This is a genomic window from Acidovorax sp. HMWF018, assembly GCF_003061035.1.
GTDB classification, from domain to species: Bacteria; Pseudomonadota; Gammaproteobacteria; order Burkholderiales; family Burkholderiaceae_C; genus Acidovorax; species Acidovorax delafieldii.
On the sequence record NZ_QAIM01000113.1, the window covers coordinates 1 to 11,690 of the forward strand.

The 11,690-nt window shown below is 64.2% G+C and carries 12 protein-coding genes, 1 tRNA gene and 1 pseudogene; 6 read left to right on the forward strand and 8 right to left on the reverse strand.

The window, feature by feature from the left end; all coding sequences use genetic code 11:
• From DBR23_RS29175 to DBR23_RS04030, 4 genes are all read right to left on the reverse strand, one after another.
• Positions 1-403: heparan-alpha-glucosaminide N-acetyltransferase (locus tag DBR23_RS29175; RefSeq protein WP_158276422.1), on the reverse strand; the 403-nt coding region annotated here is incomplete at its 3' end.
• Between the two features lie 226 nt (positions 404-629).
• Positions 630-706 (reverse strand) — tRNA-Pro (locus DBR23_RS04020).
• A gap of 188 nt (positions 707-894) precedes the next feature.
• Positions 895-1,146: a translation initiation factor IF-1 gene (gene infA / locus DBR23_RS04025; protein ID WP_015014402.1), complete on the reverse strand. Its 252-nt coding sequence runs from the start codon at positions 1,144-1,146 to the stop codon at positions 895-897.
• A gap of 302 nt (positions 1,147-1,448) precedes the next feature.
• Complete coding sequence (locus DBR23_RS04030; protein WP_108497391.1) at positions 1,449-2,621, reverse strand: HPP family protein; 1,173 nt, start codon at positions 2,619-2,621, stop codon at positions 1,449-1,451.
• 544 nt (positions 2,622-3,165) lie between these two features.
• On the opposite strand from DBR23_RS04030, the gene DBR23_RS04035 reads away from it, so the two are divergent.
• The 6 genes from DBR23_RS04035 (at position 3,166) to asd (ending at position 8,908) form a co-directional block, all read left to right on the forward strand.
• Positions 3,166-4,353, forward strand: coding sequence for an ABC transporter substrate-binding protein (locus tag DBR23_RS04035; protein WP_015014404.1), 1,188 nt, complete (start codon positions 3,166-3,168; stop codon positions 4,351-4,353).
• A 213-nt stretch (positions 4,354-4,566) separates the two neighbouring features.
• Entirely contained in the window at positions 4,567-5,430 is an 864-nt protein-coding gene (locus DBR23_RS04040; protein WP_056063561.1) for a branched-chain amino acid ABC transporter permease, read from the forward strand.
• Positions 5,431-5,512: 82 nt separating this feature from the next.
• On the forward strand, positions 5,513-6,511 hold the full coding sequence (locus DBR23_RS04050; RefSeq protein WP_108497392.1) for a branched-chain amino acid ABC transporter permease: 999 nt from the start codon (positions 5,513-5,515) through the stop codon (positions 6,509-6,511).
• Positions 6,504-7,277, forward strand: coding sequence for an ABC transporter ATP-binding protein (locus DBR23_RS04055; RefSeq protein WP_056063566.1), 774 nt, complete (start codon positions 6,504-6,506; stop codon positions 7,275-7,277). Before DBR23_RS04050 ends, DBR23_RS04055 begins: the two co-directional genes overlap by 8 nt.
• 1 nt (position 7,278) lies before the next feature.
• Positions 7,279-7,992: an ABC transporter ATP-binding protein gene (locus tag DBR23_RS04060; RefSeq protein WP_056063569.1), complete on the forward strand. Its 714-nt coding sequence runs from the start codon at positions 7,279-7,281 to the stop codon at positions 7,990-7,992.
• 64 nt (positions 7,993-8,056) lie between these two features.
• Positions 8,057-8,908, forward strand: a complete 852-nt coding sequence (gene asd, locus DBR23_RS04065; RefSeq protein ID WP_108497393.1) for an archaetidylserine decarboxylase — start codon at positions 8,057-8,059, stop codon at positions 8,906-8,908.
• A 53-nt stretch (positions 8,909-8,961) separates the two neighbouring features.
• Here the strand turns inward: asd and DBR23_RS04070 are convergent, their stop codons facing one another.
• From DBR23_RS04070 to DBR23_RS30250, 4 genes and pseudogenes are all read right to left on the reverse strand, one after another.
• Entirely contained in the window at positions 8,962-9,171 is a 210-nt protein-coding gene (locus tag DBR23_RS04070) for a hypothetical protein (RefSeq protein ID WP_056063577.1), read from the reverse strand.
• Positions 9,172-9,289: 118 nt separating this feature from the next.
• Positions 9,290-10,105: an N-formylglutamate deformylase gene (gene hutG / locus DBR23_RS04075; RefSeq protein ID WP_108497394.1), complete on the reverse strand. Its 816-nt coding sequence runs from the start codon at positions 10,103-10,105 to the stop codon at positions 9,290-9,292.
• 34 nt (positions 10,106-10,139) lie between these two features.
• Positions 10,140-11,522, reverse strand: coding sequence for a formimidoylglutamate deiminase (locus tag DBR23_RS04080; protein ID WP_108497395.1), 1,383 nt, complete (start codon positions 11,520-11,522; stop codon positions 10,140-10,142).
• Positions 11,519-11,690: pseudogene (locus DBR23_RS30250) on the reverse strand (imidazolonepropionase); the annotation flags it as partial. The gene DBR23_RS04080 and the pseudogene DBR23_RS30250, both read right to left, overlap by 4 nt.

The following is an 11,690-nucleotide window of genomic DNA, read 5'->3' on the forward strand; positions in this document are numbered from 1 at the left end:
CCATGCCATGCAGCACACCGAAATAGATGAAGCTGGCCGGAAACATCACAAACGACCCCGCGGACACCAGCAGCGCACACCCGGCGATCTGCACCCAGCGGCGCCCAAACCGGTGCCAGCCCTGCCCCTGATGCAACGCAATGGCCTGGCCCAGTCCCGCGCAAAACAGGAAAAGACTCACGATGAAGGTGCGCTGCGTGGTCCAGAACGGATCCACACGAAAGTTCTGTGACCACAAGCCGAAATGGCTCAGATCAAAACAGAAGTGGAACACCGTCATCCACACCATGGCGACTCCCCTCAGAGCATCGACCGCGTCGTATCGCTGCACTGCAGGCAGGGCAAGCGCTTCGGACTGGGGCAACGGTACGGCAGCGGCTTTAGAGAGCACAGAGAAGGTCATGGAGATACCAGCAAGCACCGTGCGCAGTAAACGGCAGGGGCGGTGCGAATGGGAGCAAACCGGCGATGGCCACAATGGTACGTAGATTCCGCGAGCCTGCTGGAAACGATGGCGGTGAATAGCCCATTTCCGCTCGCCCCCGAGACCCCGATCGCCTCTGCGTTGAAAGGCACCAGGCGGGCAAGAAAAAAGGCCTTGCAGCATTTGCTGCAAGGCCTTCAAACATTGGTCGGAGCGGCGGGATTCGAACTCGCGACCCTCTGCTCCCAAAGCAGATGCGCTACCAGGCTGCGCTACGCTCCGACAGCTCGTATTCTAACCCGCCAATTCCCCTGTTTTTGGCTCATCGCCTGCTTTTTTGACTTTTTTTAGAAAGTAGCAGAGCGAAGAGATCGCAGGAGGGAGCGGTCGCGCGAACGCGACGTGGCAAGAGACGAACCAGAAAAAACTATAAAACCGCCTCGGTCTGCCACGGACCGAAAACGGAAAGATCAGCGGCTGGAGGAAGGGCCAGGACCGCGACCGGCGAGGTGGCGGAACGTGATGCGGCCCTTGGTCAGGTCGTAAGGCGACATCTCCAGGGACACTTTGTCACCAGCCAGGATACGGATGTGGTGCTTGCGCATCTTGCCGCCGGTGTAGGCAATCAGTTGGTGGCCGTTGTCCAGCGTGACGCGAAATCGCGAGTCGGGCAAGACTTCCGTGACGGAGCCCTGCATTTCAATGAGTTCTTCTTTGGCCATGTGTTTCTCTATCTCTTCAAAGCAAATGTTCTGTGGTCGGCGCCTGCGCGGTTTTATTGCATTCACCACGGCAGCTGCAGCGTTGTCGAAACTCGACACACGGTGCATGGCGGGCGGTGGGAGTCGCTGCACCCAGGGCGCAGATCAGGCAGAGGGCCGGGAGACGGCTTCAATGAACAGGCGTCAGCGCTGTGCAAAGCCTGTCAATTGTACCGCGACAAGCTGTGTTTTGCCTATGGGACACCCGGTCTGCCCTGTGGTGCGGGCGCAGCGCTCCCAGCCAGAACCTCGAAAACCATCCGCTATCGGCCTTGCACCGCCGAGGCCAGGGTGCGCACGAGGTCGGTCTGGGTGATGATGCCAACGAGGTGATCTACATCATCCACGATGGGAATGTGATGGTGTCCGCCCTGCGAAAAGAGCGGCACGAGGTCCATCGCATGCTGGGCCGAGCGCGCCACCTGGACAGGGTGGGACATGATCTCGCCCACTGCCTGGGGTTGCCCACCACGCCCCATGACCAGTGTGCGCAACCGCTGCCCAAGCCCTTCATGGGTGTCCAGGTTGGCCAGCCGCATGAAGTCGGCCACCGTCACGATACCAATCACCTGGCGCTGCGCATCCACCACCGGCAGCGCCTTGATTTGCTGCAAACGCATCAGAGCCCACGCCTCCTTCAGCGACACGCCGGCCTCCACAGCGTGAGGCGGACTGGACATGATGTCCGCGCAGCGCAACTCTCCCAGGGTTCTCTGAAAAGCTGCACGGCCCGCCAGGTGCAACAACCCCTCTAAATCCGCCCGGCTCACATCGAGCACCTGGTTGTAGTGGGCCAGCGCCGCATCGACATCCGACGCAGTGAAAGTGCCCTGGCTTGTTGCCACCCGCGGCGTGACACGCTGAGGATGTGGGTAGCGACGGCCTGTCAAACCGTTGTAGACCACGGCGGCGATCAACAGGAGTACGACGTTGAACAACACCGGGAATGCCGCAAGGTGCCACCCATCGCCAGAGGTCAACACCACGTACAACGCCATGGCCCCACCCGGAGGATGCAGACAACGCAATGGCACCATGAGCGCGATGGCCAGCCCCACTGCCACCGCACCCGCCAGGGCCTTGTCCGGAATCAACGCAGAGCAGACCGCCCCCACCAGCGCTGACAAGGTGCTGCCACCTAACACAGGCCAGGGCTGCGCCAGCGGGCTGGAGGGCATGCCAAACACCAGCACGGCACTGGCGCCCAGAGAAGCCACCATCCACGGCCCAGTGCCATTCCCCTGGGCCCACCAGCGGCTGAGCCATGCCGTGAGCAGCACACCGATCACCGCGCCCACCACAAAGCGCAGGCGCTCTTTGCCATCAATACCCAGCGGGGCGGGCCAGAAATGCCGCAGCCATTCGGCCAGGCGCGCCACCAATGGCGGCCGGGACGGCGCAGAAGGAGAAAGGTCGGAGGGGGAAGAAGGAGGCATACAGAATAAAAAAGCGGATGCAACCGCAAGCTGCATCAACTCGGCGCAGACTGAATGGTGGCCGGCTCCGTGCAGTCAACAACACTATCACTCCGCCGGGCCATCTCGCCATATGCGACGGGTCTGATGATCAGTCCACGATTGTGCAGGCAGAGCCATGCTGCAGGAGCGCGGGAGGTCATTGGTTCGATGGAACACCTGGCACCGGTCGGTGCCGCTGCCGACTCCCTGCTGGAAACTACCTACAACGCAGGCTCAAATCGGCCACCCGAATCCAAAAAACACGATCTATACTGCACAAAAATTCAATACATGCATTTTAATTCATGTTTCAAAGTTACCCTCTGGCTGCGGCAGCCATCAACGTTCGCAGCCACGTCACGCGGATTCGTCAGGCCTCTAGCAGCGAAGACAGAGAACCCACGGAAGCCACGCCCCATGCACGCGGAACCCCACGCCAGCACCGGTACGGGTAACCCATAGGTATTCACCACCGAACGCTTGCAGTAAATTACTTTAAGCCTAAACAAAGGAGACAAGCCCCATGACCACCCGCCGCCTCGTCATCAGCCGCAGTGCCGCCCTCGTTGGCGCAGCATCCACGGGCCTGCTGCTGCCCTCCATCGTGCGTGCTCAAAGCGGCAAGGTGCGCGTGGGGTTCATGTTGCCCTACACCGGCACCTTTGCCCAGCTAGGTGTGGCCATCGAAAACGGCGTGCGCCTGGCCATCGACCAGCAAGGCGGCAAGCTCGGCGGCCGCGAGATCGAATGGTTCAAGGTCGATGACGAGTCCGAGCCCAGCAAGGGCGTGGAAAACGCCAGCAAGCTGGTCCAGCGCGACAAGGTGGATGTGCTGATTGGCACTGTGCACTCGGGCGTGCAGATGGGCATCCAGAAGGTGGCGCGCGACACCGGTGTGCTCAACCTCATCCCCAATGCGGGCGTGCACGCCGCCACCCGCGCGCTGTGCGCGCCCAATGTATTCCGCACTTCATTCAGCAACTCCCAACCCACCCTGGCGCTGGGCAAGGCCATGGTCGAAAAGGGCCACAAGAAGGCCGTATGGATCACCTGGAAGTACGCTGCTGGTGACGAGGCGTTTGAGGGCTTCAAGGAAAGCTACACCAAGGCCGGCGGCACCATCGTCAAGGAGCTGGGCCTGCCCTTCCCCAACGTCGAATTCCAGGCGCTTCTGACCGAGATCGCGGCCCTCAAGCCTGATGCCGTGGCCTGCTTCTTCGCCGGTGGCGGCGCGGCCAAGTTCATCAAGGACTATGCGGCGGCCGGCCTCAAGGACAAGATTCCGCTTTACGGCTCGGGCTTCCTCACCGAGGGTGTGCTGGACGCTGCAGGCCCCGCGGCCGACGGCATCATCACCACCATGCACTACAGCGATTCGCTGGACACGCCGCGCAACAAGCAGTTCCGCTTGGAATACGCCAAGGCATTTCGCAGCCAACCCGACGTGTATGCCGTGCAAGGCTACGACACCGGCCTGCTGCTGGTGCAGGGCGCCAACGCGGTCAAGGGCGACCTTTCTGCCAAACCGGCCGTCATCAAGGCGATGGAAAGCGCCGTCATCGACAGCCCACGCGGCAAGTGGACGATGAGCAAGTCGCACAACCCCGTGCAGGACATCTACCTGCGCCGCGTCGAGAACAAGGAAAACAAGGTGATCGGCGTAGCCGCCAAGGCGCTGGCCGACAGCGGCGCCGGTTGCAGGATGGGATAACACCCCCCTGAGGCGCTGCGCGCCTTCCCCCCGCTCTCGCAGCGCTGCGCGCAGCGGGCAGGGGGATGCAGCCCTCGCTGCGGGGCGGCCCTTGCTCGGCTGCCCTCCATGGGGCCGCGCCAGTTACCAACTCCACGGGTACATCGCCCGCACAAAGCCCCTTTCACCAGTGGCTACCAGCCACATCGGCAGGCCGCCAACCTCACCACATTCATGGACTTCGCCACCTTCCTGATCCAGCTGCTCAACAGCGTTCAATACGGCCTGCTGCTGTTCATGCTGGCGGCCGGGCTCACGCTGATCTTCGGGATCATGGGCGTGGTGAACCTGGCGCACGGCAGCTTTTACATGCTGGGTGCTTACCTCGCGTATTCCCTCTCAGGGCATTTCGGCAGCCTGGCGTTGGCCATCGTGGGTGGCGCGCTGCTGTCGGTGGTCTTTGGGCTGGCGCTTGAATGGCTGCTCTTTCGCCACTTCTACCACCGCGACCACCTGGACCAGGTGTTGCTGACCTTCGGGCTGATCTACATTTTTGAAGAACTGCGCTCCATCCTGTGGGGCGACGATGTGCACGGCGTGCCCATCCCCCAAATGCTTGACTGGTCGATCCCGCTCACCGACACCCTCTCCTACCCGGTCTACCGGTTGTTCATCTCGGGCGTGTGTATCGCGCTGGCTGTGGCGCTGTACCTGCTGATCTCCAAGACGCGTTTGGGCATGAAGATCCGCGCGGGCGCCTTCAACCGCGACATGGCCGAGTCGCTGGGCGTGAACATCAAGCTCATCCATGCCATCGTCTTCGCGTTGGGCGTGGGCCTGGCGGCGGTTGCTGGCATGGTGGCTGCACCGGTATCCAGCGTGTACCCGAACATGGGCTCGTCGGTCCTCATCATGTGTTTTGTGGTGGTGGTGATTGGTGGGATAGGCTCCGTGCGGGGAGCGCTGATTGCGGCGCTGCTGGTGGGCCTGGTCGATACGTTTGGCAAGGTGCTGCTGCCACAGGCAGCGGGCATGCTGGTCTATATGCTGATGGCGGCCGTGCTGCTGTGGAAACCCGAAGGCCTGTTTAAGCAATGATTACCCCCACGCTCATCACTTCGTATACCTCGCTGCCCCCCAAGGGGGCCTTCGCTGCCTTGGGGCGGCCCGGCGGCCGCTCATGAGCACCCCGCGCGCCAATATCGAAGTGCTGCCGCGCAGCGTGCAGTTCGCCCTGGCATTGGGGCTGGCTGCGTTGCTGCTGTTCCCTGTGGTGGGCAGCGACTTTTACGTACAGATGGTCACCCGCATGATGATCATGGCCATCTTTGCCATGAGCCTGGATCTGCTGCAGGGCGTGACCGGACTGGTATCACTGGGCCATGCTGCGTACTTTGGCGTGGCGGGCTACGCCCTGGCCTTTCTCACCCCTGCAGACATGCCGGTCAGCCTGTGGTGGTCGCTGCCGCTGGCCGTGGCTGTGTCCGGCGTGGTAGCACTGGTGATCGGGTTCTTTGTGGTGCGCACCCACGGCATCTACTTCATCATGGTCACCATGGCTTTTGCGCAGATGGTCTTCTACCTGTTCTTCGACAACAAGGTGCTGGGTGGCTCGGACGGGCTGTACATCAACTTCCGGCCCGATGCGTCGCTCTTCGGCTGGCTGCCGTTCGATCTGGAGGGGCGCAAGACCTTCTACTACTTCACGCTGGCGCTGGTGGTGCTGGTGTACGTGCTGCTGCGCCGCCTGCTGTGGAGCCCGCTGGGCCGCGCGCTGGCGGGCATCCGCATCAACGAGCACCGCATGCGCGCCATGGGCTTTGGCACACGGGGCTACAAACTCACCGCCTTCACCATCGCTGGGGCGCTGGCAGGCCTGGCGGGTTACCTGTGGGGCGCGCAGACCGGCTATGTGAATCCTGAGCTCATGGGATTTCACATGAGCGCGCACGCCATCATGATGGTCATTCTGGGCGGCATGGGCAACTTTGCAGGCGCCATCGTGGGTGCGTTTGCCTTCGAGTACCTGCTGCACGTGTTCAAGGACATCAGCAAACACTGGCAGCTTTTGATGGGAGGCTTCATCGTGCTGGTGGTGGTGGCCGCGCCGCGCGGGCTGCTGGGCATGTTTGCGCAGCGGAGTGCAGCCAAGGCTTCGGAGGGATCGCACCATGGCTGAAGTCTTGTTGTCTGCACAGAAAGTCACCAAACGCTTCGGCGGCCTGGCTGCCGTCAATGGTGTCTCGGTAGACCTTTGGCGGGGCAAGATCCATGCGGTGATCGGTCCCAATGGCGCTGGCAAGTCCACCCTGACCAACCTGCTCTCGGGCGACCTGCCCCCCACCTCGGGCCAGGTGCTGCTGGGCGGCACCAATGTGACCGGCTGGGCGCCCGAACGCATCTCACGCCAGGGCCTAGGCCGCAGCTACCAGAAGACCAACATCTTCTTGCCGCTCACCGTGCACGAAAACGTGCGCCTGGCGGCCCAGTCGCGCGATGCACAGCAGCCCTGGAACCCGTTGCGCTGGTGGCAGGACACCCGCTCGGATACTATCAAAAACAGAGCAACCAGCGCACGTCTTGAAAGCGCTATCGAGCTGTCCGGTCTCAAAGACCGGCGCATGGCCATTGCGGGTGCCATGAGCCACGGCGAGCAGCGCCAGCTGGAAATTGCCATGACCCTGGCCACCGAGCCGCAGGTGCTGCTGCTCGACGAGCCTCTGGCCGGCATGGGGGTGGCCGAGGCCGAACGCATGGTGGAGCTGCTGCAGCGACTCAAGCCTGCCCACGCCATGATGCTGGTCGAGCACGACATGGATGCCGTGTTTGCGCTGGCCGACCGCCTGACGGTGATGGTCAACGGCGAGGTGATTGCGCATGGCACACCGCCCGAGGTGCGCGCCGATGCCACCGTGCAGGCCGCCTACCTGGGGGAGGACCACTGAGATGACCACTCCATGGATCGATGCCAAGGGCATCCACACCTTCTACGGCAGCAGCCACATCCTGCACGGCATTGATTTCACCGTGGGCCAGGGCGAGACCATCGGCCTCATGGGCCGCAACGGCATGGGCAAGAGCACCCTGCTCAAGTCGCTGATGGGCCTGGTCAAGCCCCGCTCAGGCAGTGTGGCCGTGGCGGGCCGCGACATGACCGGCAAACCGCCCTACGAAGTGGCCCGGCTGGGCATTGCCTACGTGCCTGAGGGCCGTGGGATCTTCGGCAACCTGAGCGTGGTCGAGAACCTGCAGATGGCCGCCCGCGCCGGCACGCGTGGGCAGCGCGACTGGACCTACGAGCGCGTGCTGGAGACCTTTCCGCGCCTGAAGGAGCGCCTGGGCCACGGCGGCCAGCAGCTCAGCGGTGGCGAACAGCAGATGCTCACCATCGGCCGCGCGCTGATGACCAACCCCGACGTGCTCATCCTCGATGAAGCCACCGAGGGCCTGGCGCCGCTGATCGCACGCGAGATCTGGCGCATCTGCAGCCTGATCAAGGACAGCGGCATCAGCAGCGTGATCGTGGACAAGAACTGGAAGCACGTCACGCAGATCACCGACCGCAACATCATCCTGGTCAAGGGCCAGGTGGTGTTTGACGGCAGCTCGGACGCACTGCATGCGCAGCCCCTCCTGCTGGAGCAGTACCTCGGGGTATGACCCTGTGCGGGCGATGGCGCCCCGCCGATAGAATCGTCCGCTTTCGTCTTTGAGGGGTTCGCCCGTGTCTGATCGCCTGGCAGTTCTGCCGCAATACCTCCTGCCCAAGCAGGCACTGACCACCCTGGCTGGCAAGTTCGCATCGGCCCGCCTTGGCGGCCTCACCACCTCGGTGATCCGCTGGTTCGTGGGTCGCTACAACGTCAACATGGCCGAGGCGGCCAACCCCGACATTGCCAGCTACACGTCGTTCAATGACTTCTTCACGCGGGCGCTCAAGCCCGGCGCCCGCCCGCTGGCCCAGGCCGATTTGATCTGCCCTGTGGACGGTGCGATCAGCCAGTTTGGCCCCATCGCCAAGGACCAGGTTTTCCAGGCCAAGGGGCACACCTACTCCACCACCGCCCTGGTGGGTGGCGATGCGGCCGCCGCAGCCCGTTTTGACAACGGCCACTTCGCCACGCTGTACCTGAGCCCGCGCGACTACCACCGCATCCACATGCCTTGCGCGGGCGAGCTCACGCGCATGGTGCATGTGCCGGGCGACCTGTTTTCGGTCAATCCCACCACGGCACGCGGCGTGCCCGGCCTGTTCGCGCGCAATGAGCGCGTGGTGTGCTTCTTTGAATCGGCCCAGGGTCCGTTCGTGCTGGTACTCGTGGGCGCCACCATCGTGGGCAGCATGGCCACCGTGTGGCATGGGCAGGTGAACCCGCCGCGCACCGGCACGCTGCGGCAGTGGGACTACGCCAAGGGCCAGGTGAGCCTGCAGCAAGGTGAGGAAATGGGCCGCTTCTTGCTCGGCTCCACCGTGGTGATGCTGTTCCCGCAGGGGCCGCTGCAGTTCAACCCGCAGTGGTCGCCCACGCGCCCCATCCAGCTGGGCGAGTCGATGGCGCAGTGCACTGGCGGCTGACCTTCAGCCCGTCAGCCCAGTAGCCCGTCAGCCCTTCGGCCGGGGCGCCGCGCTCACAAACGGTCTGGCGCGCGCGTGAGCCGGAAGGCGGTGGGTGCCAGGTGCAGCGCTTCAGGGTGAACGGGGGATTCATGCCCCACCAGATACACCATAAGAGAGTTGCGGCGCACCACCACATGGCTCACGGTTTCGCGCTGGTGGTTCCATTGCACAAACGCGCCGGGCTTGAACAGGGGCATGTAGTAGTAAGCGGTGGGGTCCATGGGGCGCGGCTCCTCCCGCTACAACGGGCCCTTGCGTGAATGCGGGCCCTGACGGCGGTCCATGGCGGACCGACCAGTTCATACTAGCACCGATCCCTCCCGCCGCAGGGTGCCCATTTCAAACTGATTGCGCTGCCGCAAAGGCCAGCGTGGCCTGCAGCATGCGGCGCAGGTGCGGCTGCACGCCTGCCGCCACATCGGGCAGATAGTCAAACGGCAAGGCTTCTTGCATGTAGCTGCACTGCGTCATCTCCAGCTGCACCGCGTGGATGTTCTGCGCGGGCTGCCCATAGTGGCGCGTGATGTGCCCGCCCTTGAAGCGACCGTTGAGCACTGCGGTGTAGCCCTGGGCCTCTTTGGCGATGGACAACAGCTCCTGCGCCAGCGCCGGATCGCAGCTTTCGCCGTTGGCCGTCCCCAGGTTCAGGTCGGTCAGCTTGCCTTCAAAGAAGCGCGGCAGCACCGAGCGGATGGAGTGGGCGTCCCACAGCACCGCCACACCATGCTGCGCGCGGATGCGGTCCAGCTCGGCACGCAGTTGCGCGTGGTACGGCAGCCAGACGGCATCGCGGCGCGCGGCCACCTCGGCATCATCGGGCACATCGCCCCGGGCATAGATGGGCGTGTCGTCAAACGTATCGACCGGGCACAGGCCGGTGACGCTTTGGCCAGGGTAGAGGCTGGTCCCATCGGGCGGGCGGTTCAGATCGACCACATAGCGCGAGTGCGTGGCCACGAGGATGGACGCGCCCAGGTCCTTGGCGAACGCATAGAGGCGCTCCATGTGCCAGTCGGTGTCGGGCACCTGGCGGGCCTCATCGGTGAAGCGCGCAGCCAGCGCTGGCGGCACGTAGGTGCCCGCATGGGGCATCGACACCAGCAGCGGCGCGGTGCCGGGGTAAAGGACAAAAGGAGGTGGAGAGGTATCTGTCATCACAAGCTCAGGGGTAGGAATTCAATCGGACGCGTCAATCGGGTGCAATGGTGGCCGAGCGCGCGGCCACGAACGCACGGGCCGCTGCGTCATGCAGCGTGTGCCGGCCGCTGGCGATGCGCCGCTGCCCCGCCACCCACACGCTGTCGATGGCCGAGGTGCGGTGGCTGCCAAACACGTGGGCCGACAGCATGCTGTGCGCAGGCAAATCGCGCAGCGCCAGGTGCTGCGAATCCAGCGCCACCAGGTCGGCCTGCTGGCCCACGGCGAGGCCACCAATGGCGCGGCCCGCGGCCTGCGCCCCGCCCTGCACGGCCTGCAAGGTCATGGCCGTGGCCACCTCGGGTTGCGCAGCGGTGGCCAGCACATTGCGCTGGCGCAGCGACAGGCGCTGGCCGTATTCGAGCATCAGCAATTCCTCGGCCGCATTCACGCAGGCATGGCTGTCCGAGCCCACGCCCCAGCGCCCGCCGTGCTGCAGCCACAGCGGCATGTCGAAGATGCCATCGCCCAGGTTGGCTTCGGTGGTGGGGCAGATGCCCGCCACGGCGCCCGTGCGCGCTGCGTCCTGGTACTCCTGCGGGGTCATGTGCGTGGCGTGCACCAGGCACCAGCGCTCGTCCACGGGGGCGTTCTCCAGCAACCACTGCACCGGGCGCTGGCCGCTCCAGGCCACACAATCCTGAACCTCTTGCGTCTGCTCGGCAATGTGGATGTGAATGGGCGCCTGCGCATTGAGTGCCGTGAGGCCCTGTACCGCAACTTCCAGACTGCCGGGCGGCACCGCGCGCAGCGAGTGCGGCGCCAGTCCCAAAACGGCCGCTTGCGCCCTTGCAGCGGGTGCAAGGCGCTCCAGCAATGAGAGCATGTTGTCCGTGCTGCGAATGAAGCGGGCCTGGTCCGCACGCGGTGGCTTGGCACCAAAACCACTCGTCTGGTACAGCACCGGCAACAGCGTGATGCCGATGCCCGCACTCTGCGCCGCACGCAGCAGGGCCAGCGAGAGCGTGGCGTCATCGGCATAGGGTGTGCCGTCCTGGTCGTGGTGCACGTAGTGGAACTCGCACACGCTGGTGTAGCCCGCCTCCAGCATCTCCACGTACAGCCAGGTCGCAATGGCCTCCAGAGACTCTGGGGTAATGCGTGCCGCAAAGCGGTACATCAGGTTGCGCCAGCTCCAGAAGCTGTCCTGGCTTTCGCCCCGGTATTCGGTCAGGCCCACAAACGCGCGCTGGAAGGCATGCGAGTGCAGGTTGGGCATGCCGGGCAGCACGGGGCCCGGGGCCATGGCGGCACCGTTTGACTGGGCGTTGGGCGTGACGGCAGTTATGCGCCCTGCCCCATCCCATGTGATCAGCACGTTGCGCGCCCAGCCCGTGGGCAGCAGTGCATCGGCGGAGAACAGTTGTTGCGTCATGGCATGACTCCGTGAATGCGCCCTTGCCGCACGATGGTGCAGGCAGGCTTTTGGCCCAGCCAGTAGGCCAGTTCGGCCGCCTCGCCCACCGGCCACAGCACAAAGTGAGCGGGCCTGCCGGATGCGATGAGGCCGTGGGTGTCTTGCAGGCCGAGCGCGCGCGCGGCG